Here is a 24096-nt window from a genome sequence, read left to right as displayed (position 1 = left end):
ATGGGTTAAGGGACAAGAACACCTTTAAGTAATCGCTTCTTCAGATTGATCCATCTATTCCTAAGCTTCCAGAATTTACTTTTCTTGATCAGAGCAATTTCATCACTTAAATGCTTTACCTGCTGTCTCAGATGTGTAATCTCTTGTTTATGAAATAAAGATGTCCGCACTGAATCCCGTAGATTTGGCAGTACTTCAGTTAACATAAAATCCTCTAATTGGCTTTGCCAACCGTAGCGATTAATTGTATTAAGAAGTGATAGAAAAACTTTTTCATACTCGCCAGTTTTCAGCAAAAAATCTCTAATTAGAGATAGATAAAAAGTGAATTCTAATTCGATTTTTTGATGGTACTTCAGACGAGCCGCTGTAATATCCTGAACCAAGGCAAGATAGATGCAATCCGCTAGTTGTTCAACCGAGCAATCTGTCATTTCAACGATATGGTCTGTTGGTAGTCCACAGTAGTCAAAATCATGAACCATTGAGGCATAGACAGATGTGGACGCTGATAATACTTGAATTTTAGGCAGGGGTTTCGCCCAATTGGAAGTACATAGCCAAGAAATCCCACTGGAACATCCTACTAAGAGATGGCAGTGCTTGCTCAGTTCTGCGTGGGACCTAAAGGAAAGGCGACTACTACTAATAATTCGCTCATCATTCGATTCAATAGGAATATGAGAAGCTAAAATTACACTACTATCTGGCAACTTAATCAATAATTTTTTAGCAACTTCTAAAGCATAATCTGGATTGACAAATGATTGTCCACTATTGGAAGAGCATTCAAATAAAATAACATTCTTTCGATGCGATAAATGATGGGTTTTAACAAATTTATTAACCTCCTCTATTTCTTCTGAAAATAGATTCAAGACCGGTGTGATCGACACCGTAATCGGTCGCGGGTAGGCTCTAAAAATGGACGACCTCACCGTACCATCAAAGTTGTGAAAATTATTCGGGGATATTTGCGTTAGGAAGACTTCATCAAAATCGCCTTGCTGATAACGATTTACTGCTTCCATTTCAAAAGCTTGCCAAGCAGAAATCATTTCCCTATGATTTTGCATGGGAAATTCCCATATTTCATCCACGTCAGGATTGCCTCTCAAAATATCACGGCACATCGAACTAATTCCCCAAGTTAAAATACAGCCAGGGTAATCTACTTTAATCTGGCGAGCGATGGCAGTTGCGTAGAGACAATCTCCTCTCGCAGCAAGATGACCTAATAATATCCGACGAGGTTTATTAGAATTTTCTGTAGATACTTTGGGCATCACAGCCATTCGAAACTCAAGAAACTGACGTAAATTGTAACCAATAATAGTGCTAAATGTATCACTTGTAAAGTCATTACTTCTGGGGAAGGCAATAAATTCCTGCAACAAAAATTAACATACTCGGAGCACCGTATCGGTCTGTTTCCATCGCTGGATGTGGGACATTTGCTGTTTGGCTTCCCGTTGGTTTGGTCGGGGTTGAGATTTTACGTCTAGGGTAATCCACTCCGGGGAGAGCGTTCCCGATAATTTCTATAATTAACAGCCTGTATAATTCACGACTATTGCGAATAACTCCTAGGTTATTGATAATTGCCAACCAAAGAATGGGGCTTTTTAACAGCCTGTATAATTCACGACTATTGCGAATAACTCCTAGGTTATTGATAATTGCCAACCAAAGAATGGGGCTTTCACCTCTACGATGTAAGTACAAAAATCAATAAATAAATACAGGTTCCCATTACATTAATAAATGAATTAATAAATATATATAGTAATGTCGAATGTTGCCGCATTGGCATCCTGAACTCTGTAACCCCAAACCAAGGCTGGGGATCATGCTCCTGTCACCGTTGATTCCCCAATGCCCGGTAGTCATTTTCCCTTAATATCCTTAAATATATAGCAATCCTACTTGATTAACGAACGGAAATTCCGCAGGATCAAGGACGGGGGCGGTGCCCCTGCGATCCCTATGCCATGTTCATTTAGGATGGCTATATTTTAAGTCTGCGCCTGATTGCCCGGTTGCCTGGGGACGATTTCCCCCGTTTATCGCTACAGTGGAAAGAAATAGTTATCCGCCGGTTGTCTATGCCAGCCTCTGCCCCGACCGTAACCCAACCCTTGACCCAGATGAATTTGGGTGCCAGTCGGCCTGCCCATCCCTATCAATCGATGGCGCTGGGGTTGGTGGCGACCCAGAGTTTCCCCGCCCTGGTGGGGACTGCGGACATGATGCTCAAATCCGCCGGGGTGCATCTGGTGGGCTACGAAAAAACTGGCGGCGGCTACTGTACGGCGGTGGTGCGGGGGGATATTGCCTCGGTGCGTTTGGCGGTGCAGGCGGGGGTGGAGACGGCGGAAGCCTTTGGCCAGTACGTTTCCAGTTTGGTATTGCCCCGGCCTTTGGCGAATTTAGAACTGGTTTTACCCATCAGCCCCAGTATGGCGGTTTTGGCTCGGCTGGGAACCCCTGACCCAGAGGGAGGACAGGCGGTGGGGTTGTTGGAAACCCGGGGTTTTCCCGCTTTGGTGGGTGCCGCCGATGCCATGCTCAAAGCCGCCGATGTGCATTTGGTGGGCTATGACCAGATTGGGGCGGGGCTGTGTACCGTTATTTTGCGGGGGCGGGTGGCGGATGTAACGATTGCCATTGATGCGGGGATGGAGGCGGCGAGTCGGATTGGGGAATTGCACGCCATTATGGTCATTCCGCGTCCCCTGGAGGATTTGGTGCATACTTTGCCCCAGACCGCCAGCCCCCTGCAGGAATTGCAACCCCTGCAATTGCCCTTAGCCATGACCCAACGGGTGGGGGAATTGGTGGAGGTGGTGGCTCAGGAGGGTTGAGATTTCCGGGTAAGCGTGTACAATTGAGGCATTCACGGGTGGTGGTACTATGGCAACCGTGTTGGTGGTCGAAGACCAAAAGGCACAGCGGGAGATGATGGTTTCCCTGCTGGAACAGGATGGCTGGGAGGTTCTCGCCGCCGGGGATGGGGATGAAGCCCTGGCGATGGTACAGGGGGGGCAAATTCCCGATGTGGTGGTGATGGATGTGGTCATGCCCCGCATGAATGGCTACCAATTGGTGCGGCAGTTGCGGGAGTATCCCCAAACAAAACAGGTGCCGGTGTTGATGTGTTCCTCTAAGGGGGAAACTTTTGATAAGCATTGGGGTTTGAAACAGGGGGCGGATGCCTACATTGTCAAACCCTTTGAACCGCAAGACCTTTTGGGTACGGTCCGCCATCTTTTACGAACCCCCAAAGGATAGGTCTATGGTGGATGCTGTTGCTGGTTTTTGGGATGGGTCCGGGGAACGTGCCGCTGACCAGGGCATCGGGGTGCAGGGGGAGCTATACCTGCGGTTTGTCTTGTCCTCTGGGGAAGAATTTGCCCTGCCGGCGATGGGGGTGCAGGAGGTGGCGGCGATGAGTCCTGACCGGATCAGTAGTGTGCCGAATGTGCCGCCGGTGGTGATGGGTGCCTACAACTGGCGGGGGCAGGTGATTTGGATAGGCGATTTGGGGCAATTTTTGGGGCTCCCCCCTTTGAATACCAACCGACCGGAACTTTCCGTGATTGTGGTGACGGATCAGGGGGTGACCTGTGGGTTAGCCATTGACCGGGTGGTGGGAGCCGAGTTCCTTGACCCCCGGCAGTTGCGCCCCCCCTTGAGTGGAGAAGACCGCCCCCAGGGCAAATTGCTGGTCCAGGGGGAATGGCTCCTCGCCGACGGGACGGTGGTGCGGTTGCTCGAACCCCAAGCCTTAGTCGCTCCGCACCTGTGGCATACCGTTGCGTGAGGGGGATCACAAAGGTCGAAAAAAAGCCCGTAAATGATTGAGGAAATTCGAGTTGACAGGTTATAACTAAAATGGATGTCAAGTAGGTAATCCAAAACTCCGCTCACTCAACTGTCATCCCATCCACTGCGTTACCGCCCCACTAGCCGTCATGGACAGCCAATAAGGAGTCAGGGTCAATGGCAACCAGCAATTATCTTAGTGATTATGAACGTGCGACCAGTGCCTATGTCACGGGTGATTATGCGGAGGCGGGGGCGATTGCCGACAGTCTGCTGAAACAATATGACGAAATGCCCAACCTGCACCTCCTGCGGGGACATATTTATCTGTGTACCCAGAATTATGCCCAGGCACGGGAGCATTACCAACGGGTGATGGCGTTGACCGACGACCCGGAATTGGTGGAATACGCCCGCAATGGTATTAATGATGTGAATCAGTATTTGGCGCACCAACCCGCTCAGGACGATTTCACCGCACCCCTGAACATGAATGGGGACGGGGGGGACAATCCCTTTGCGGTGGCGGATTTGGAGGCGGGGCAAAATTCCCCATCGGAAACCTGGGTCTTGCCTGAACAGTCCGAGGCAGATCATCCTTTTACCCCTGATGCGAACCCGTTTGCGGCGAGCAGTGCCTTGGAGGATGAGGAACCGACTATGGGTGGTTTCAACCCTTTTACCGATGTGGAGATGCCGGAGGAACCGGAACCTAGCGGCGATCACACCCTGATTATGAATGCCCCCTTCCCCAGTCGCCCCCAGCCCCAACCCTTTGCCCAGCAGACCGACAGTTTTGCGGATAACTTTGCCGATAATTTTGGCGAGGCTGGCTCACCTCAGGACGAGGATGACCAGGGGGATACCCTTTTGATGGATTTGGAGGCTCGGACGGGGCGCAGTGCCAATTGGGTAGAACCGGCGGCAGAACCGGGTTTATTTAGTTTTCAATCCACCCCCACCACCGACGATGACGACCCCTTGACCGGGGGCACTCCCCGTTCCCAGGTGGACAATACGGATGCGCTGAGCGTGGTACCCTCAACCCAAACCCAAGTTACCCGCCCCAGTTTGAAAAATACTCCAGCCTCTACCCCCAACAACGTGGTGGTACCCATGGCACCGATGCGGAAACCGGCGGGGGGGTTGCCCAAATCCCTGCTCACCGGGGCGGTGGTGGCGGTATTGGCGGGGGGAGCCGCTTTTGCCGTACCCAACAAGCCTCTGGGAGCGGTCTTGGCCGCCGTGCTGGGTGGGGGAGCCGCCGTTGCCCTAGGAGGTGGTGGGGGTGGGGTGAAGTCCCAACGGGTGCGCCAATTTTCCGAGGAATTGCGTTTGAGTTGCGAAGCCCTAGGGCGGGGGGAATTCCAGTCCTCCCTAAGCGTGGTGGGTCAGGATGACTTTGCGGAAGCGGCTTTAGCTTTTAACCAAATGCTCACCCAAATTCGGGAGCGGTTCAAGGAATTGCAGGATAAGGCGGAGGAAGTGGAGCGTTCCCGGGAGGATTTGCAACGGCAGGTGATTCGTCTGCTGGATGACGTGGAGGGAGCCGCCCGGGGGGATTTGACGGTACAAGCGGAGGTTTCAGCGGATATTTTGGGAGCCGTTGCCGACTCGTTTAACTTGATTATTCAAAACATTCGTCAGATTGTGCAACAGGTGAAAACCTCCACCTTGCAAGTGGGTCGAGCGGCGACGGACAGTGAATTTTTCGCTCGGGAACTTTCTGCCAATGCCCTGCGGCAAGCCCAGGAATTGGCGGGTACGTTGAACTCCGTGCAGATGATGACCGACTCCATCCAACGGGTGGCGGAGAGTGCCCGGGAAGCCGCTGAGGTCGCCCGCACCGCCTCGGAAACTGCCCAACGGGGTGGGGAAGCGGTGGATCAAACCGTGGCGGGGATTCAGAGCATTCGGGAATCGGTGGCGGAAACCACCCGCAAGGTGAAACGGCTGGCGGAGTCCACCCAGGAGATCAACAAGATTGTGAACTCGATTGGTCAAATTGCCCAACGCACCAACCTATTGGCTTTGAATGCCAGTATTGAGGCGGCTAAGGCGGGGGAAGCGGGGCGGGGGTTTGCCATCGTGGCGGACGAGGTGCGGCAGTTGGCGGATCGCACCAGTCGGGCATCCAAAGAAATCGAACAAATCGTGCTCCAGATTCAGGGGGAAACCGGCTTGGTGATGACCGCTATGGAAGAAGGTACTCAGGAGGTGATTCGGGGGACAAGGGTGGCGGAACAGGCGAAGCGAGCCTTGGAGGAAATTATTCAAGTGTCCCAACAAATTGATGCGCTTGTGCAGTCCATTACAGCGGACACGGTGCGGCAGACCGAGGTATCCCGGAACGTCACCCAGGTGATGCAGTCGGTGGAATTGACCGCCCAGGAAACCTCCCAGGAGTCCCAACGGGTTTCCGTTGCGTTGCAAAATCTGGCGGAAGTATCCCGAGGGTTGCAAGCCTCGGTGGAACGGTTCCGTTTAGGTACGACCGAACCCCTCTAAACCGATAGGAGTCAAGCCATGGATGCCGCTCAACAACAACGGATTCTGGGGTATTTTCTACAGGAAACCCAGGAACACCTGGCGACCCTCTATCAGGCGATCCCGGCGATGGGGCAACCCCTGACCGACCCGGAGCAGGTCAGTGATTGGTTTCGAGCCGCCCATTCGATCAAGGGGGGAGCCGCCATGTTGGGGTTGGATGCCCTACAGGAGATGGCATTGGGCTTGGAGAACTGTCTGAAAATCCTGCGGGATGAGGGCGTGGGGCGGCAGGTGTGCCTCAGTCCTGAGATGGTAGCGTTGTTCCAACAAGGGGTGGCGGCGTTGACGGGGTTGGTCAGCCACCTAGAGCAGGAGGGGAGTATTCCTTCAGAGATGGGTTTGCAGGTGGTGCGGGAATACCAGCCGGTCTTTATCCAATTGGAAGCCCTATTGCAAATTTTGGTGCAAGGGGAAGGGGTCATGGCGGGATGGGAGGCAACGCCTGCCGATGAAGCCGTGTCGGGAATCACCCCTGAACCGGAGGTGACGGCGGTTGACATGGCAACGGAGAGCGAAGAGTTGGATTTGGTGGAATTATTCGCCAGCTTGGATGCTCAGGCAACGGTTGGGGAAGTGGTAGCCGCAGAAGCACCTGTCCCACTTGCCAATACAACCCAGGAGTTGGCTTCTTTGGCAGAATTGTTCTCCTTAACGCCTGAAGAAGGAGGGGCAGAGTTTTCAGGGAATGAGGGGGTTGCCATTGAGGGAGAGCAAACGGTTGAGGATTTGGGTGCCCTGGCGGAATTGTTCACATTGGAGGAGGAAGGGGAAGCAACGGCTGAGCAGGAAGATTTTAACTTTTTGGATACTGGGGCGAGTGCAGAAGCGATGGCTTTGGAATCTTTGTCCCAATTGGAACCCCTGCCAGAGTCGGATGAAAGTGAGTTTAACTTTGCATCTTTTAGTCCTGAAGCAGAACAACAATTAGAAACTACTAGTAGTGAATTTGATTTTGAGGAAAGCCTAACCGATATTCCCACTTTGGATTTTGGGGATGAATCGGGTGGCGATTTGGGTGAATTTAGTTTTGAATCGTTTACCCCGGAAGCAGGATTAGAACAAGGGTTAGAAACCGCCAGTGATGAATTTGGTTTTGAAGAAACCCCAGGCAATATTCCCACTTTGGATTTCAATGGGGAAACTGAAGGGACTTTAGGTGAACTGGACTTTGAATCTTTTACCCCTCAATCGGAGTTAGAAGCAGAACAAGAATTAGAAACTGCTAGCGAGTTTGATTTTGAGGAAACCCCAGGGGATATTCCCAGCCTGGATTTTAGCGAGGAAGCAGGGGAAACTTTAGGTGAACTGAACTTTGAATCTTTCACTCCTCAATCAGAGTTGGAAGCAGAACAACAATTAGAAACCGCTAGTAGTGAATTTGATTTTGAGGAAAGTCTAGGGGATATTCCCACTTTAGATTTCGGTGAGGAAACTGAGGGAAGTTTGGGTGAACTGAACTTTGAATCTTTTACTCCTCAATCAGAGTTGGCAGAAGAGCAACAACTAGAAACCGCTAACGATTTTGACTTTGAGGAAACTTTAGCCGATATTCCCACTTTGGATTTTAGTGAGGAGTCGGGTGGCGATTTGGGTGAATTTAGTTTTGAATCGTTTGCCCCGGAAGCAGGATTACAAGAGGAATTAGAATTAGCCAGTAATGAATTTGATTTTGAAGAAACCCCAGGGGATATTCCCACTTTGGATTTTAGTGAGGGGACAGAAGGGAGTTTGGGTGAATTTGATTTTGAATCCTTTACCCCTCCATCAGAGTTAGAAGCAGAACAAGAATTAGAAACTGCTAGTAGTGAGTTTGATTTTGAGGAAAGTCTAGGGGATATTCCCACCTTGGATTTCAGCGAGGGGACAGAAGGGAGTTTGGGCGAATTTGATTTTGAATCCTTTACCCCTCCATCAGAGTTAGAAGCAGAACAAGAATTAGAAACTGCTAGTAGTGAGTTTGATTTTGAAGAAAGCCTAGCCGATATTCCCACCTTAGATTTCAGTGAGGGGACAGAAGGGAGTTTGGGTGAATTTGATTTTGAATCCTTTACCCCTCAATCGGAGTTGGAAGCAGAACAAGAATTAGAAACTGCTAGTAGTGAGTTTGATTTTGAGGAAAGTCTAGGGGATATTCCCGCTTCAGATTTCAGCGAGGAAACGGGGGGAACCTTGGGTGAATTTGATTTTGATGATGTCACCCTGGATACTGAAACATTGGGAGAATTAACTTTTGAAGATGTGCCGCCAATTCCTGAAGAATTGACATTAACAACTTCAGGACTGATTGGTGATGTGGGAAGCGATTTGGAAGCCGCCCTTTCTTCATTTGTCGGGTCAGAACAGGAAGAACCTTTGCCTCAGCCGGAATCTGATGACTTGTCTGCCTCGAATGCCCTAGAAACGAGCCTCGAATCCTTGGATGAATCCCTAGAATTGGCGGATTTGGATGATTTAACGGCATTGGAAACAGACTTGGGTGATGACCTGGATTTCTCCGATTCTGCCCTGCCCGACTTAACCGGGGATTTGGAACTGCCGGATTTGGGAGACTTGGAGTTGCCCGTTTCAGGGGAAGAATTTGCCTTAGATAACAATGATTTCGGCGACCTGGAGCAGTTATTGGCGGCGGCACCAACCGATTTGACCAGCCTGGAGGAGGCTTTGGCTTCGACCCCTGGGACGACGAACACCCCCCCGGCGAAGGCGGCAGAACCCAGTCCAGCGGCGGCGGAAACCCGTACCAGTGGGTCAACCAGTGCCCCGGTGATGGATCAGACCATGCGGGTGCCCATCCGGCAGTTGGATAACCTGAGCAATTTGATTGGGGAATTGGTGGTTTCCCGGAACACTTTGCAGGAAGACCAAAACCAACTGCGGCAATTTTTGGAAAATCTTTTGCACCAGGCGCACCAACTGAATGACCTCAGCCAACGGATGCAGGATTTGTATGAGCGTTCTCTGCTGGAAGGAGCCTTGAATGCCAGTCGGGGCGCGGGGGTAGGCAATTTCTTGAATCCGGGGAATGCGGGGTCACAGCACAGCACGGGGGCGGAATTTGATGCCCTGGAGATGGACCGATTTACCGGGTTTCACACCCTTTCTCAGGAGATTGCAGAGCGGGTATTGCGGGTGCGGGAGTCTGCCCAGGACATCGGGTTCATGGTGGAAGCCTTTGATGAGGTGGTACGCAGTTTCCAACGGATTACCCAGGGTTTGCAGGAAGGGATCAACAACGCCCGCATGGAACCCTTTTCTCGGGTGACGGATCGGCTCCCCCGGGCAGTCCGCAACGTGGCGCTCAAGTGCGGCAAACAGGTGACTCTGGAAATCGAAGGGCGGGAAACCTTGGTAGATAAGATGATCCTGGAAAAGCTCACCGACCCCATGACCCACTTGGTCAACAATGCCATTGTGCATGGAATCGGACTCCCTGCCCAACGCCAGGCGGCTGGACAATCCCCAGCGGGACGGATTGTGATTCGGGCGGCGTACCAGGGGAACCAAACGGTGATCACGGTCAGCGATGATGGGGTGGGGATCAATCCCGACCGGGTGAAAGCCAAGGCGATTGAGCGGGGGGTGATTACGCCGGAGCAGGCGGCGACCATGAGCAAGCAGGACATTTACCAACTGCTGTTTATGCCTGGGTTTAGTACTAAGGATCAGGCGGATGAATTTGCCGGTCGGGGGGTTGGTCTGGATGTGGTGCGCCAGAATTTGGCGGAGATTCGGGGGACAGTGGTGGTGGATTCGGAGTTGGGCAAAGGCACGACCTTTACCATCCGTTTGCCCCTGACCCTGAGCATTTCCAAGTCCTTGCCCTGCGTGGTCAACCATGCCCAGGTGGCGTTCCCGATGGATGGGGTGGCGGATGTGCCGGTGGATGTGACCCAGGAAATGATTCACACGGGGGTGGATGGGAAATTGACCTTGGATTGGCAGGGACAACGGATTCCCCTGCGCCCGTTGAACGAACTCCTGCGCTACGGGCGGATGATTGGGCGGGGCAGTATTTTCGGCACCAATACCCAGGAGGGGGTGTCGGTGGTCGTGGTGCAAAGCCTGGGGCGGTATGTGGCGTTTCAGGTGGATCAGGTGCTGAATGAGCAGGAGGTGGTGATCAAACAGCTTTCCGGGCCAGTACAGAAACCTCTGGGGATTGCCGGGGCAACCATTTTGGGGGATGGGCGGATCATGATGATCGCCGACATCCTGGAGTTGGTGGATTTGGCGTTGGGGCAAATGCCGCCCCCAAGTGCGCCCCTATGGCAGGGGACTATGCCAGCGGAAGTGGAAACCACCGATGAACCCACCGTGCTGATCGTGGATGACTCGATTGTGGTGCGGGAAATGCTCTCCATGACCTTTAGCAACAAGGGCTACCGGGTGGAACAAGCCCGGGATGGGCAGGAAGCTTGGGAAAAACTGCGGGATGGTCTGCCCTGCGACCTGATGTTCTGCGATATTGAAATGCCCCGCATGGACGGACTGGAACTCCTCTCCAAGGTGCGCCGGGATGCAACGTTGAAAGGATTGCCCATTGCCATGCTCACCTCCCGGGGGGCGGAACGGCACCGGCAAATGGCGATCCAACTGGGCGCCAACGCCTACTTTACCAAGCCCTACCTGGAAGAAACCCTGCTGGATGCGGCGCGCCGACTCCTGGAAGGGGAAAGCCTGGTTGCCCCCAACAATTGAACCCCAGGGAGCTACAATGAGAATCATTATCATTGACGAGGGATTATGACCCAATCTATCTCTGCGCCAATTAAATTGGATTTGCCCAAGCGGGGTTTGCCGGTGACGATTATCACGGGTTTTTTGGGCAGTGGCAAAACCACGTTGCTCAACCATATTTTGCAAAACCGGCAGGATTTGAAGGTGGCGGTGCTGGTGAATGAATTTGGGGATATTAACATTGACAGCCAACTTTTGGTGTCGGTGGATGAGGGAATGATTGAACTAAGCAATGGCTGTATTTGTTGCACGATTAATGATGGTTTGGTGGATGCGGTTTATAACGTTTTGGAGCGGCAGGAACGGATTGATTATTTGGTGGTGGAAACCACGGGGGTGGCTGATCCCCTGCCCGTTGCCCTGACATTTTTGGGCACGGAACTGCGGGATTTGACCCAGTTGGATTCGATTTTAACGGTGGTGGATGCCTCGGCGTTTGCCCCGGATTTATTTAATAGCGAAGCGGCTTTGAGTCAGCTTACCTACGGGGATATTATTTTACTCAATAAGGTGGATTTGGTCTCCCCGGAACGGGTGCAGGAATTGACCCGGCGGATCAGTGAAATGAAAGCCGGTGCCCGGATTTTAACTACGATTAAGGGACAGGTATCGCTCCCCTTGATTTTGGGGGTGGAAGCGCCCCACTCAGAACTAATTGCCCAAGAGCATCAGGCGCACTCCCATCACAATCATGAAGAACCGGATCATCACCACCATCATCATGATCATCATCACCATCCCCACCACTTGGAAAATGATGGCTTTATGGCGGTTTCGTTTACCAGTGAACGGCCTTTGCATCTGGAAAAATTTCAATTCTTTTTGACGGATCAATTGCCGACCAATGTATTCCGAGCGAAGGGGGTTTTGTGGTTTGACCGCAGTAGCCTCCGTTATGTTTTTCAACTGAGCGGGAAACGCTATAGTTTGGATGTGGATGACCGACCGGTGCCGCCCCAAAATCAATTGGTTTTTATTGGGCAAAATTTGGATCAAAAATCCCTATTACGAGACTTAGAAGCCTGTTTGGTGGATGGGAACAAATCTTAACTTCACCCGGAGGATCGGTGTTCTTAGCCAATGTGCTATTCTATTAATTCACTTGGGGGCGTGGCGGAATGGTAGACGCTACGGACTTAAGCTATTGAGCCTTGGGGGAGAAATCCCACAAGTGAATGCTCTCAAATTCAGGGAAACCTAACCCTACTGCGGTAGATATGGCAATCCTGAGCCAAGCCGGGGATTGACCCGGAAGGTGCAGAGACTCGACGGGAGCTACCCTAGCGAAGCCGGTGCGTCCGGTCAACTTCGTGGGTAAAGGGAGAGTCCGATTCTCCAGGGGTATGTGCCCTCCGGCGAAAGTCGGTGGAGGATGAAAATCCGTTGACCCTAAAGGTCGTGAGGGTTCAAGTCCCTCCGCCCCCATCCTACCCAAACCCCTACGCCAACGGCGGCCAACTCCGCCAAGATACTGACCAGGCGATACCCAACGGCGGCGGCTAAAACAATTCCGGTGGGAACCAAGCCGCTCAGGCTGGCGGTCAAGGTGGCTTCAAACACCCCCAACCCCCCCGGCGCCAGGGGCACGATAAACCCCATGAACCAGGCCAACCCAAACGCTCCCAACCCAGGGGGCACCGTCTCCCAGGTGAAGGGCACCCACGCCCCCAGCACCAGCAGAAAACCCAGCCCCCGCAGTCCCAGAAATCCCAGGGCACCGAGCAGTAGGGGCAAAGGATAACGCCGAATCCGGGGCAAAGCCGTTCCCTGTCCCTTGCGCCGCCCCGCCCAGGCCAACACCCGATTCAAACAGCGGGGATGAATCCCCCCCAAGACGGCCAGCAGAGCCAACAGCGGCCACCCCCACTGCTCCCACCGGGTCGCCCCCACAATCAACGCCGTCGCCGCCAGCAATAGGGCTTCCAGCAGAATGCTCAGCACCGTGACCGGCACGGGAATCGCCTGGGTTTGGGCGGCTTGAATGCGTCCATAGAAATGCCAGACATTGCCCGGAATGTATTTGGCTAAATTGGTCCGCACATAGAGGGGCACCGCCCAGCGACTGGCAACGGGATACCCCAAAAACCCCAGCGTCCGCCCCCACAACCACCCCGCCCACAGGTGCGCCCCGGTGGTGACCACCCCCGCCCCCAACCACCAGACCAGAATCTGCTGTTGCCAAGGCAGGTGCTGGACTTCCCCCCAGGATTGCCCCAGTTTTCGCCCCAAAAAACCCAAGACCAATAGCCAAACCAGCCAACGCCAGAGCTTCACCGCAACTGCCGCAATTGCGGAACCAAAGCCTGCAATGCCTGCCCCCGATGGCTGACCTGCTGTTTCTGCGCTGGAGTCATCTGGGCAAAGGTCAACCCCTGCTGTGGCACATAAAAAATCGGGTCATAGCCAAACCCGCCCGTACCCCGGGGTGCCAACAAAATTTCCCCCCGACACACCCCCTCCGCCTGGGCGACAATTTCCCCCTGGGGATTCGCCACCGCCACCACACAGACAAACCGCGCCCCCCGTTCCCGCTCGTCCCCCAATTCAAACAACAGCCGTTCAATCCGTTCCCTATCCGTGCGACCATAGCGAGCAGAAAACACCCCCGGTGCCCCGTCCAAACTGTCCACCTCCAACCCGGAATCGTCCGCAATCGCCCACCCATCCAGAGCCAGCGCCGCCTGGGTCGCCTTCATCTGGGCATTGGCGGCAAAGGTATTCCCGGTTTCCTCCAACAGCAAATCCGCCGGGGGGATAAGGCAATTCCAGTCCGGTAAATAAGCCCGAATTTCCCGCACCTTGCCGGGATTGGTGGTAGCCACCACCAGGTCAAAAGGGGGTGGAGTCACCAGAGGATTCATCGGTGGGGGTCATGGTTTGAGAATGAGGGGCAGGAACCTCGGTCACAGGGGTTCGGCGGGGCGGGGCGTCTTCTGCCACCAAAGCATCCCCCACATGCACCGGAAAGATACGAGAGGCGGTCAATTCCGGGCGGGTGGTGCGACTGCCATTGGGTAAATCCACCTTGACCATGCCCAATCGCCCCTCGATCAGCACCTGGTCGCCAACTTTGAACTGCTTGACCGTCTGTTCCGCCAACCCACCCCAGACCACCACCTTCAGCCGTCCCTGGGGGTCATCGGGGCGCAAACCCGGAACCTGCACCAACATATCCGTCACCGCCAGTTGATTATCCGGGGTGTAACGCAGTTGGGGTTCCTGCATGATTTCCGCTTGGAGGATGCACAGGTTCATGGCATCAGTTCCACCAAAAAATTTGTTTTCAGTATAACGGCAAAGGGTAACGTTCAGGGAATTACCCAAGTCTAGTTTATAGCAATTCTTGGCGATTAACCAATAGAAATTTTCCAGAACCAAGTACGGGGGCGGTGTCCCTGCGACCCCTGTGCTAAATTCAGGGAACAAATAGAAATTTTCCAGAATCAAAGACGGGGAGTGCCCCCCTGCGACTGCTAACTTTGAATTGATAGAAGTGCCCTTAATTCAATACCTGGCGATACCAGTCCAAGGTGGCTTGTAACCCCTGGGTCAAGGATGTCTGCGCCTGCCACCCCAAGGTTTCCCTCGCTCGGGTCACATCCAGGGCACTGCGAGTAATTTCCCCCACCCGTTTCGGTAAAAATTGGGGCGTTACTTTGCTGGGGATCAGTTTTTGGAGCAGTTCATATAAAGCTAATACGGAGGTTTCTTGACCCGTGCCAATATTCAGCGTCAAGGGTTCTAATTTACCTAAAATTTGCAAATTTACCTGCGCCACATCATCCACATACACATAATCCCGAGTTTGGGTACCCTGACCATAAATCACCGGCGTTTGTCCCGTCAATAAAGCCGTAATAAAAGCCGTAATCACCCCCGCTTCCCCCGTAATTCCCTGGCGAGGACCATACACATTCGCATAGCGCAAAATCCCATAGCATAACCCATAAGCCTGGTAATAAAAATGCAAGTAATGCTCTAGGGTTACTTTGGCAATTCCATAGGGAGAAATGGGTTGCAATGGATGGGTTTCCGGGGCGGGAATCTGTTGCAATTCTCCATAACACGCCCCCCCAGATGAGGCAAAAATAAATTGTTTAACCCCCATCTGCGCCGCCGCTTCCAGCACATTCAGGGAACCTAAGATATTAATCTGGGCATCCGCCACCGGTTCCGCAACGGACTGCCGCACATCAATCTGAGCCGCATGGTGGCTGACCACTTCCGGTTGCCAATCCTGGAAAATCTGCCATACCAGGTTGGATTCCCGCAAATCCGCCTGATAAACCCGGCTGTGGGGGTGGACATAGGCAGGATTCCCAGCGGCAAAATTATCCAAAATCGCCACCTCATGCCCGGCTTGCAGATAAATATCTTGGATAGCGGAGCCAATAAAACCCGCCCCGCCGGTAATCAAAACACGCATGAATTCAGGAGATACGGTGATTTGTAGCCTATCACATTAACCGAGACCCAATTCCTCCTGGACGTTGGCTTCAATGGTGGCGACCTGGTCATCGCTCAATCCCAATTCCTCCTGAAGTTCCAAAAGTTGCGCCCGTTCATCCAAACCAATTTCCCCATCATTTTCCAGACAGGCTCGGAACATCAGGGCATATTCATAACCTGCTAATTCTGGGTCATGGTTTTTGGGTTGAAACCGGGCAATAATTTCCTGCGCCATTTCCGGGGTAACACCATATTTCTCCCGCAATTTATCTAACATTTGTAATTCTTTTTCCGAAGGAGTTTTGCCCCCCTTGTAACAGGCTTCTACCAATTTGGTAAATTTCTCCACCGCCCCATCAACAACCGCAGGGGTAACGGCTGGGGGTTTGGGGGATACCGCCGGGGGTTTAACCGCCGGTTTGGGCGTCGTCGGAGTTGCAGTTGCCCCCGGTTCAAATAGGCGATGGGTTCGCACACAATTACTAATCGCAGTTTCCACCGCTTGGTATTCAGGATTGTCCCGCCCCCCCGGTATGGTTTGTTCAAATGCTTGCAAATAGCCCATTAATTGCTCGTACAATACCCGTTTGCTATCCCGATTATTCGCCTGTTTCAATATTTTTTGAATCCCATCATTGAGTAATTCCCTCGCCCGCCGGTTTTGGTCAGCTAACAGATAGTCTTCCGCCTCTTTCCAGGTGGTTCCCAGGTTCAAATTTCGTTCCAAACCCGTGGCACTATCTTGATAGCTGAGTTTGATTTCCGTGTAACCCGTAATTTGATTTTCCGAGGCAGTGACCAGTTGAAACACCCGCCCTAAAACCAGATTTTCCCGCACCTGAATCTCTTCCGACGAAGCGGGCATAATATCCCCAAACCGTTGACTGTCCTTGTGGGTATGCAGGGGATTGCGGTCCATTTGGGAAACCGTGCGGTAGATGGTACGCATCCGCTCCATGCCTTCAATCAACCGCAGGGGAAACGCCCCAATTTCCCGCACAAAATAAATATGATGGGGGTCGTTATAAGGGCGAATATCTTTATCGGTTAACGTGGTACTTTTTCGCAGGAGGGGCAAGAGGGCAGAAACGGCGGGATCGGTCGGCTTATTCCCCCCTTGAATCCCCACCAGTGTTTGCCGTTTTTCCGGGCGGTCATCCCAACCCAAACGGGATTGTTCCTGGCTGAAGCGCAAGAACGCCTCACTTTTTTCAAAGGTGGTTTTTAACTGGGATTCCTGTTGCTCCAGGGTGGGATATTGGGTAATAAATTTTTGGGCAACGGAGATTTTCAATTGCTCACTGGTACTAAATTCATCAATGGCACGGTTGAGAATCCGCTGGTACAAATCCTGTTGCCGCAAATGCTCAAAGGTATGGAGGTCAAATAACCGACAGCCCATGCCATTTAACACATCTTGGGTGATACTTTGATAGACAGTTTCTGTCCGATTCGCCAGGGTTTTTTGATAGACCTGTTCAATATCCTGGGGGTCATAAAGTAAAATTCCATTCACCGTCAGGGTGCTGGTTTCCCGGGTATAGACCTGCTCCCGTTCCGCCAAATTCCGCCGCAGGGTTTCCAAATTTTTATCAAAATTATTCAGGTCATTAATTAACCGTTGGGTTTCTTCCCGCAGGGCATCCAAAAGCGGAGCCGCCAAGGTACGGGCTTTCACCTCGACTTTTGAAACATAAATAGACTCCAAGGCTTGCATGATCGCATTGAAATCGTCATCAATGACTTTTTTGCGATTCAGCAACATCATCTGCTTGGCGTGGTTATCAATTTGTTTGAGCAAAATTTGCAGGGCTTGACTCGCTGAACGCTCCCGCACCAGCCAATCCTTCTGCCGGGACTGGTCAAAGGTAGTGCGAAATTCCAATAAAACTTCCAGCAATACTTCTAAAAATTGCCTAGTCCATTTCGGTCCCCGGAAGCGGTCTTCCACCATTTGCGCCACGGTTTCTCGCAATTCCTTGGTTTTTTGGGGGATCATGCGGTTGAGATTGTCCCACATTTTTTGGAAGTAATCGCTCCAACGGCGGGGGTCGCTGTCCGCATCGTTAAAATGCACCCGATATTTTTCTTCTTCTACGGAAATAAACCGCAATAAATTCTCAAAGGGGACATTCAAATCATTCCGTTTTTTGCGTAAACCCGCCACCCAATCCGCCACCTCTTTGCTGTAGGGTTTCATGTTGTCCCCCACACTCAAATTATCCAAAAGTTGATGGTTGTTTTCCGATTCTGCCAAGCCCAAATTGGGTAAAATTTCCGTTTTAATCACATCCCGCATGGCCGTCGGCGCCGGGGTGGGGTTGCTCCACCAATCCGCCAGAGCCACTGCCAACCGGGAGGCACAGGCATTCAGCACCCGTTGTACCGGAAATTGAATACTGGCTAACCCGAACGTAATGTAATTCTGGGGATAACCCAAGGGGTCAGGACTCGCCCAATGTTTGCGAATGTTATCCCGCACCAATTTTTTATACTGGCTGAACCCGGAGGAAAAATCTAAAAATACATTTTGCGCCACCATTTCCAAAACCGATTCCAAATTGGGCAGGGTGACTTTATCATTGCTATTGCCCACCAAATAGCAGAAGCCGAAGGGGGTATCCTGGGCATTTTGGCTACTAATCCGGTCGGTAATATTATTGCTATATTGGGTTTCAAAACGGGTGTTGGGACGGGAATAGTGGTTGAGTTCACTCAAGGCGGCGTAGGCATTGGCAATCACCCGGTCGCCCAAGCCGGAAAATGCCCCAGGGAGGACAAGAAAGGCACAGGTTTGGGGCAAATCGGAAGGCGGCACCCAATCCCGCACATTATAAGCCAGGTCTAACACCATCCCAGAACCCGTGCCCCCACTTAGGGAGCAAATCACAAACACATTCACCCCTTTATCGAGTTGGACACCCCAGCGGTCGAGCATAAATTTCTCATGCCCCACAATCCGGGAACGGGCATTGGCAAAGGCTTGTTTAATGGTTTGATAATTCACCGTAAAAGCGAATTTACCCAGGGCACGAATTTGTCCCGCCCCCGCCAAAATGGAATCCGTACCGGCGAGTTCCGGGGGAAACCATTCGGTGAGATATTCGTAGTCGGCGATGCGGTTCAAAATGGCTTTGGCATTGTCCACTTTTGCCCACACTTGTTCCACCGGGCGCAGGGAAATGTCCTGTTTCAAGACGGTTTGGGGTTCGGATACTTTGGCATTTTGCTCCGTATCCAAATGCAGAAAAGAAACAATCGGCAGGGCATCCAAACTGCCGTAGGTTTCCACAATCATGCGCCGGATTTTGATGATCACTTCCTTACCCGTGCCGCCGAGACCGACGATGATGGTGGGGGTCATGCCGAGGTAATCTGCCATAATTCCGGTTCCTGTAGGGAGCGGTTCACCTGTTGTGTGGTTGGCTGTATTGTAAAGGATTCTTTTTCCGTTTGTCTTTTAACTTTTCCTTCAACCAAAGCCTCTACAATGGGGAACGATGGTGGTAAGGACAGACATGGAGCGGGGCTGGCTGATTGGCGAATTGAGTACCCAGGCGGGGGTATCGCCCCAGACGATTCGCTTCTATGAGCGGGAGGGACTCCTGGCACCCCCCCAGCGCAACAAGAGTGGCTACCGGCTCTACCCGGCGGAATCCTTAACCCAGTTGCTCTTCATCCAGCACAGTAAGCAGTTCGGTCTCACCCTGGAGGACATTAAACATCTGGTGAATCTGCAAACCCAGGGGGTCAATCCCTGTGGCAGTTTTCGTCGGCTGGTGCAGGAACGGTTACAGACCTTAGCGCAACAGGCGAAACAATTGCAAGCCACCCACCAGGCGATTGTTCAGCGGTTTGAGCGGTTGGCGACCCAATTGCCGGAAACGGATGGGGCAAAGGGGGATGACCGTACCCTAGCGGATTGGTTGCGGGAAGCCGCCCATCCCACCGATGTTCCGGCTTTGGGGGGAAACGGGGTAGAGCGAGAGCGGTTGATCCAACGCTATATGGCGGGGGAACGGGATTTTCAGGGGTTGGATTTGATCCAAGCCAATTTGTCGGGGGTGAATCTGAGTGGTGCCGATTTGAGCCGGGTGCAGTTGATGCTGGCCAATTTAGAGGAGGTGGTCTTGGAGGACAGCCGTCTGATCGGGGCAAATCTCACCGGGGCGGATGCGATTGGGGGCTACTTTCGCCATAGCCAAATGATTGGGGCGATTCTGATTGGCGCAGATTTGAGTGAAGCGGATTTGCTGGGAGCAAATTTAGTGGGCGCAAATTTGGGGGGGGCGAATCTCACGGGGGCGAATTTGCACAATGCCAACCTGAGTGAGGCGGTACTGATTGGGGCAAATTTACGGGATAGCAACCTGGAGGGGGCATCTCTGTGGGGAGCCAATTTGAGTGGGGCGGATTTGACCCAAGCCCGGCTCCATCCCGATAGCCTCGCCACCGCCAACCTCTGGGGGACGACCCTGCCGGACGGCCAAGTGTATGCCCCCCACCTGGGTTCCGCATGAATTGGGAAGCCTGGTTAGCTGACGAGGATTATCCGGGGTTAATCGCCCAGGCGGAAACGGTTTTAACCACCCATCCTGAGGACATCCCGGCCTGGGGCTATGGGGGCTTGGCTTATCTTTTGCAAGGGGATACCGAGGCGGCGCAGGGGTGGTGGTTTCAAGCCTTGACCGTGCTGAATTCTGAACAAATCCAGGCTTTGGGGGAATGGTTGGGAGCGCAGGCTGAGGGGTATCGGGACACCCAACCCCAGGTCGGTTTGGAACTCTACCGGGCGGCGCAGGAATTGGCTCCCAGCCCAGAACGGTTATTATCTCTGATCCAGTTGGCTGCCTCAATTGGTGCATTGACTCCCGAAGAATTAGAGAGTTTAGTTCATATCCTGAAACCCAGTAATTCCTTGCCAATTAAACCCCTGTATAAAACACTTTTAGATGTGGTTTCCCTGGTGGAATTTAATCCTCAAATTCAACAGTTTATCCTGGCTTGCCGTCCCCATTTGCCAGCCCATATTTATGCCAAAGCCCTATCCCTAAGTAGTATCAATTTACAATGGCAGAATGCCCTGGAAGTTCGGGAAAAATTACTGAATATTGCCTTAGATGCTGACCCGGAAAATCTCGAAATCCTGGGGTCTTTAGCCAGTATCTATGGGGAAACCCACCAGCATGAACGGGCATTACAAATATGTGACCGCCAGATGGCTGTTGCCCAGACCCAGTCTCTGAGTGCCCAAGGATATGCCTTAACCTGTCGGTTACGAGAATTATTGAATGCGGGGGGAGCGGCTTGGCAGGAAGCTCTTGCCACGGTGGACAGTTACCGCCAGGTATTAACAGCCTTAGCCGCTGGGGAGATCGATCAAACTCCTACCATCAAAAAGTTAGGAGCCAATTTATTTCATCTCCCCTTCTTTCTCCCCTACTTCCGGGATGAACCCCACCAAGACCGTCCCTTATTTAATCAAATTACCTCTCAAATTGGGCGGGCATTATGCAAATCTCCACCCCAGCCATTCGTTTGGGACAATTCCCTGACAGGTTCTCGGTTGCGGGTAGGATTTTTGTCCCTGACCCTACGTCGTCATTCGGTGGGTTGGCTGGCTCGCACGTTTTTTAACCATTATGACCGAGAGCAATTTGAGTTTTTTTTATACTACATTGGTAACCCACCGGATACGTTGGGACAATCCTGGTTTGTTGAGAAATGTGACCATTATTTTTATCATAATTATCCCGAACCCCTAACGGCGAAGATTGCCGCTGACCAAATTCAAATTTTGATTGATCTTGATAGCCTAACTTTGACTGGTTCCTGTGTGGTATTGGCGCAGAAACCGGCTCCAATTCAAGTGACCTGGTTGGGTTGGGATGCGACGGGTATGGACACCATTGATTATTTCATCGCTGACCCCTGGGTATTGCCAGAAAATGCCCAAGATTATTACCAGGAGACTATTTGGCGGCTCCCGGAAACCTATATTGCGGTGGATGGTTTTGAAATTGGTGTGCCGGATGTACGGCGGGAAGACCTGGGGATTGACCCGACAGCAGTGATTTTTTACACAGCGCAAAGTGGCTACAAACGCCATCCCGATGTGGTGGACTGGCAACTGCAAGTATTAAAACAGGTGCCCAATAGCTACCTGTGCGTGAAATATATCTACGATGGAGAGGGTTTGTATGAACAATTCCGCACCCAAGCCCAAGCCCTGGGCATTGACCCCCAACGCCTGCGCTTTTTGCCGCCGGTGGATAGCGAATATGTGCATCGGGCTAACTTACAATGTCTGGCGGATGTGATTTTGGATACCTATCCCTACAATGGTGCCACGACCACCTTGGAAGCCCTCTGGCTGGGGATTCCCCTGGTGACTCGGGTGGGGCAACAATTTGCCGCCCGCAACAGTTATGCGTTTTTGACCCAATGTGGCATCAGCGAGGGGATTGCCCACAGCGCTGAGGAATATGTGGACTGGGGGGTGCGGTTGGGGACGGACAGTGCCTTACGCCAGGACATCCGCCAACGGTTGCTGGAGAGCCGCCGCACTTCTCCCTTGTGGAACGGCAAGCAGTTTGCCCAACAGTTTGGTTCTGTCCTGCAGGAAATGTGGCGCCTTTACCAGGAGAGCCAGGGGTAGCCTGCCCGGTTAATTGCGGGGATTTTGCCCCATCACCTGCTTGCGGTCCCCCGTGCGGACATTCAAGGCTACGGTTTGGTCGCCCCGCCGTACCCGCATTTCCAGCCTTTGACCCACCTGGCTTTGTTCCACCACCCGTTGGAGTTGGTCAGCGGTGGTCACTTTTTGCCCCGCCACCTCGGTGATCACATCCCCCCGGCGCAAACCCGCTTCCGCCGCCGGACTGCTGGGAATCACCTGCCGGATGATCACCCCGCTGGTCTCGGGCACCTGGATGGTACTGTTCGGGTCGCTGTTGATTTGTCGTGCCAGTTCCGGGGTGAGGGTACTCATCACCACCCCAATGTAGGGATGGGGCACGGTCTTCCCTTCCGCCAAAATCGGGGTAATGGTCTTCGCCAAATCCACCGGAATCGCAAAGCCAATCCCCTCGGCCCCCGCCCGAATCGCTGTATTGATCCCAATCACTTCCCCATTGGCATTGAGCAAAGGCCCACCGGAGTTGCCCGGATTAATGGCGGCATCGGTTTGGATGAAATTCAACCGCTTATCGGGAATCCCCACCTCCGAACTGCTCCGGCGCAAATTGCTGATAATCCCCAACGTCACCGTATTGTCCAGCCCCAAGGGATTCCCCATCGCAATCGCCCAGTCCCCCACCTGCACCTGACTGGAATCCCCTAAAGTCGCCACCGGCAAATTCCCCGGCGGATTGTCCAGTTTCAGCACCGCCAAATCCGTCACCTCATCCGTCCCCCGCACCCGTGCCGACAACTGCCGCCCATCCGTGAGGGTAACGCTCACCTTTTGCGCCCCTTCCACCACGTGGGCATTGGTGATGATCGTGCCATTTTTATCCACAATGAACCCGGAACCCTGACCCCGCTCAGTCCGCTCCCGGGGGATATTAAAGCCACTGTCGCCGAAGAAGCGGCGGAAAAATGGGTCGTCCAAAAACGGGTCAATCCCCAGGCTCACCGTGCGCTCCGTATCAATCCGCACCACCGCCGGTCCCACCTTTTGCACAGCGGCGACGACAAAATTGGTTGCCGGTTTGGCATTACTGCTGGTCAAAGCCACCGGGGAACTCGCCACCACCCGGTCCAACGGGTCCGCCTGGGAGGGCAGGGCGTGGAACCCCACCACTGTCACCATCACCCCCACCAAAACCGCCAAAGCGTGGGTCAACAATTGGAACCAGGTTTTTGGTTGCATCGCCTTTCCCCCAGTTTGCCGATAGGTTCTCATGGTTGCTGTTTTTATTCTAGGAGCTTAGGTAGTGACTGACTACGGGGGTGGGTGTTCCCGACAATCCCCCGCAAAATCGCCCTGGTCACCCCCCCGACGGTCATCCCCGCCCCAATCCCCACCCGTACATCCGCCTGGGCGTAGTAACTGTGCCGTTGGGCAAGCAATTCCTGCAAACGCTGGCGCAACCGCTCCGGGTCGTGGCTATCCTGGGCAAGCAAAGGACGATCCTGCCGCTGACTCAGCCGGGACACCAACACCTCCAGGGGCGCATCCAGCCAAACCACCACCCCATGATGCAGATAACTCCAATTCAGGGGTTGGGTGACCACGCCGCCCCCCGTCGCCACCACCAAGCGGGTATGACTCGCCACCTGCGCCAACACCTGGGATTCCAACCGCCGGAACCCCGCCTCCCCCTCCTGGGCAAACAATTCCGCAATCCCCAGCCCCGTGACTTGGGTAATCAACTGATCCGTATCGCAAAAGGTGTACCCCAAACGGCTGGCTAACCGTTTCCCGGTGGTGCTTTTGCCACAGCCCATCATCCCCACCAAAAACACCGTTACGCCCCCCAAATGGGTCTGGGCTTGGGTCGTCAGGAGTTGCGGCGCAAGAGTCATCAGGAA

16 protein-coding genes are annotated in these 24096 nt (G+C 53.0%); 8 read left to right on the top strand and 8 right to left on the bottom strand.

What is annotated here, in order from left to right; translation table 11 throughout:
• Window positions 1-5 precede the first annotated feature (5 nt).
• The gene (locus MLD66_RS11165) at window positions 6-1295 is read right to left on the bottom strand and encodes a hypothetical protein (protein ID WP_247217893.1); all 1290 of its coding nucleotides are present in this window, start codon (window positions 1293-1295) and stop codon (window positions 6-8) included.
• 852 nt (window positions 1296-2147) lie between these two features.
• Between MLD66_RS11165 and MLD66_RS11160 the strand changes: the two genes are divergently transcribed.
• The 6 genes from MLD66_RS11160 to MLD66_RS11135 all read left to right on the top strand — a co-directional run bounded on the left by MLD66_RS11160 (window position 2148) and on the right by MLD66_RS11135 (window position 12162).
• Window positions 2148-2864: a BMC domain-containing protein gene (locus MLD66_RS11160; RefSeq protein WP_247219090.1), complete on the top strand. Its 717-nt coding sequence runs from the start codon at window positions 2148-2150 to the stop codon at window positions 2862-2864.
• Window positions 2865-2913: 49 nt separating this feature from the next.
• On the top strand, window positions 2914-3291 hold the full coding sequence (locus MLD66_RS11155) for a response regulator (protein WP_247217891.1): 378 nt from the start codon (window positions 2914-2916) through the stop codon (window positions 3289-3291).
• A 4-nt stretch (window positions 3292-3295) separates the two neighbouring features.
• Entirely contained in the window at window positions 3296-3823 is a 528-nt protein-coding gene (locus MLD66_RS11150; RefSeq protein ID WP_247217889.1) for a chemotaxis protein CheW, read from the top strand.
• Window positions 3824-4002: 179 nt separating this feature from the next.
• Window positions 4003-6333 (top strand): methyl-accepting chemotaxis protein, encoded by a 2331-nt coding sequence (locus MLD66_RS11145; RefSeq protein WP_247217887.1) that lies wholly within the window; start codon window positions 4003-4005, stop codon window positions 6331-6333.
• 18 nt (window positions 6334-6351) lie between these two features.
• A complete protein-coding gene (locus MLD66_RS11140; protein ID WP_247217885.1) occupies window positions 6352-11073 on the top strand; it encodes a response regulator in 4722 nt (1573 codons plus the stop codon).
• 45 nt (window positions 11074-11118) lie between these two features.
• Window positions 11119-12162 (top strand): GTP-binding protein, encoded by a 1044-nt coding sequence (locus MLD66_RS11135; RefSeq protein ID WP_247217883.1) that lies wholly within the window; start codon window positions 11119-11121, stop codon window positions 12160-12162.
• 339 nt (window positions 12163-12501) lie between these two features.
• Here MLD66_RS11135 and MLD66_RS11130 read toward each other — a convergent pair whose 3' ends face one another.
• The 5 genes from MLD66_RS11130 to MLD66_RS11110 all read right to left on the bottom strand — a co-directional run bounded on the left by MLD66_RS11130 (window position 12502) and on the right by MLD66_RS11110 (window position 18943).
• Window positions 12502-13386 (bottom strand): UPF0104 family protein, encoded by an 885-nt coding sequence (locus MLD66_RS11130; protein WP_247217880.1) that lies wholly within the window; start codon window positions 13384-13386, stop codon window positions 12502-12504.
• Window positions 13383-13961, bottom strand: coding sequence for an RdgB/HAM1 family non-canonical purine NTP pyrophosphatase (gene rdgB / locus MLD66_RS11125; protein ID WP_247217878.1), 579 nt, complete (start codon window positions 13959-13961; stop codon window positions 13383-13385). The genes MLD66_RS11130 and rdgB overlap by 4 nt, the downstream gene beginning before the upstream one ends.
• Complete coding sequence (locus MLD66_RS11120; protein WP_247217875.1) at window positions 13942-14367, bottom strand: single-stranded DNA-binding protein; 426 nt, start codon at window positions 14365-14367, stop codon at window positions 13942-13944. Before MLD66_RS11120 ends, rdgB begins: the two co-directional genes overlap by 20 nt.
• Before the next feature lie 244 nt (window positions 14368-14611).
• Entirely contained in the window at window positions 14612-15538 is a 927-nt protein-coding gene (locus tag MLD66_RS11115; protein ID WP_247217873.1) for an NAD-dependent epimerase/dehydratase family protein, read from the bottom strand.
• A gap of 36 nt (window positions 15539-15574) precedes the next feature.
• Window positions 15575-18943: a tubulin-like doman-containing protein gene (locus MLD66_RS11110; RefSeq protein ID WP_247217871.1), complete on the bottom strand. Its 3369-nt coding sequence runs from the start codon at window positions 18941-18943 to the stop codon at window positions 15575-15577.
• Between the two features lie 118 nt (window positions 18944-19061).
• Here MLD66_RS11110 and MLD66_RS11105 point away from each other — a divergent pair, with 118 nt between their 5' ends.
• Both MLD66_RS11105 and MLD66_RS11100 read left to right on the top strand, forming a co-directional pair.
• The gene (locus MLD66_RS11105; protein ID WP_247217869.1) at window positions 19062-20081 is read left to right on the top strand and encodes a pentapeptide repeat-containing protein; all 1020 of its coding nucleotides are present in this window, start codon (window positions 19062-19064) and stop codon (window positions 20079-20081) included.
• Window positions 20078-22219, top strand: a complete 2142-nt coding sequence (locus MLD66_RS11100) for an O-linked N-acetylglucosamine transferase, SPINDLY family protein (RefSeq protein WP_247217867.1) — start codon at window positions 20078-20080, stop codon at window positions 22217-22219. The genes MLD66_RS11105 and MLD66_RS11100 overlap by 4 nt, the downstream gene beginning before the upstream one ends.
• Before the next feature lie 9 nt (window positions 22220-22228).
• Here MLD66_RS11100 and MLD66_RS11095 read toward each other — a convergent pair whose 3' ends face one another.
• Both MLD66_RS11095 and MLD66_RS11090 read right to left on the bottom strand, forming a co-directional pair.
• Complete coding sequence (locus MLD66_RS11095; RefSeq protein WP_247217866.1) at window positions 22229-23467, bottom strand: HhoA/HhoB/HtrA family serine endopeptidase; 1239 nt, start codon at window positions 23465-23467, stop codon at window positions 22229-22231.
• Between the two features lie 11 nt (window positions 23468-23478).
• Window positions 23479-24090: a shikimate kinase gene (locus MLD66_RS11090; RefSeq protein ID WP_247217857.1), complete on the bottom strand. Its 612-nt coding sequence runs from the start codon at window positions 24088-24090 to the stop codon at window positions 23479-23481.
• Window positions 24091-24096: the final 6 nt, after the last annotated feature.

The sequence above is a fragment of the Synechococcus sp. C9 genome, assembly GCF_022984075.1.
Classification (GTDB): Bacteria; Cyanobacteriota; Cyanobacteriia; order Gloeomargaritales; family Gloeomargaritaceae; genus Gloeomargarita.
The sequence above is the reverse complement of the archived record's forward strand: the minus strand, read 5'-3'. Positions and strand labels throughout refer to the sequence as shown.

Bases quoted from the DNA above. Each gene is read 5' to 3' on its own strand.
- MLD66_RS11165 (WP_247217893.1), bottom strand. From the start codon at position 1,295: ATGGCTGTGATGCCCAAAGTATCTACAGAAAATTCTAATAAACCTCGT.
- MLD66_RS11160 (WP_247219090.1), top strand. From the start codon at position 2,148: ATGAATTTGGGTGCCAGTCGGCCTGCCCATCCCTATCAATCGATGGCG.
- MLD66_RS11155 (WP_247217891.1), top strand. From the start codon at position 2,914: ATGGCAACCGTGTTGGTGGTCGAAGACCAAAAGGCACAGCGGGAGATG.
- MLD66_RS11150 (WP_247217889.1), top strand. From the start codon at position 3,296: ATGGTGGATGCTGTTGCTGGTTTTTGGGATGGGTCCGGGGAACGTGCC.
- MLD66_RS11145 (WP_247217887.1), top strand. From the start codon at position 4,003: ATGGCAACCAGCAATTATCTTAGTGATTATGAACGTGCGACCAGTGCC.
- MLD66_RS11140 (WP_247217885.1), top strand. From the start codon at position 6,352: ATGGATGCCGCTCAACAACAACGGATTCTGGGGTATTTTCTACAGGAA.
- MLD66_RS11135 (WP_247217883.1), top strand. From the start codon at position 11,119: ATGACCCAATCTATCTCTGCGCCAATTAAATTGGATTTGCCCAAGCGG.
- MLD66_RS11120 (WP_247217875.1), bottom strand. From the start codon at position 14,367: ATGAACCTGTGCATCCTCCAAGCGGAAATCATGCAGGAACCCCAACTG.
- MLD66_RS11115 (WP_247217873.1), bottom strand. From the start codon at position 15,538: ATGCGTGTTTTGATTACCGGCGGGGCGGGTTTTATTGGCTCCGCTATC.
- MLD66_RS11110 (WP_247217871.1), bottom strand. From the start codon at position 18,943: ATGGCAGATTACCTCGGCATGACCCCCACCATCATCGTCGGTCTCGGC.
- MLD66_RS11105 (WP_247217869.1), top strand. From the start codon at position 19,062: ATGGTGGTAAGGACAGACATGGAGCGGGGCTGGCTGATTGGCGAATTG.
- MLD66_RS11100 (WP_247217867.1), top strand. From the start codon at position 20,078: ATGAATTGGGAAGCCTGGTTAGCTGACGAGGATTATCCGGGGTTAATC.
- MLD66_RS11095 (WP_247217866.1), bottom strand. From the start codon at position 23,467: ATGAGAACCTATCGGCAAACTGGGGGAAAGGCGATGCAACCAAAAACC.
- MLD66_RS11090 (WP_247217857.1), bottom strand. From the start codon at position 24,090: ATGACTCTTGCGCCGCAACTCCTGACGACCCAAGCCCAGACCCATTTG.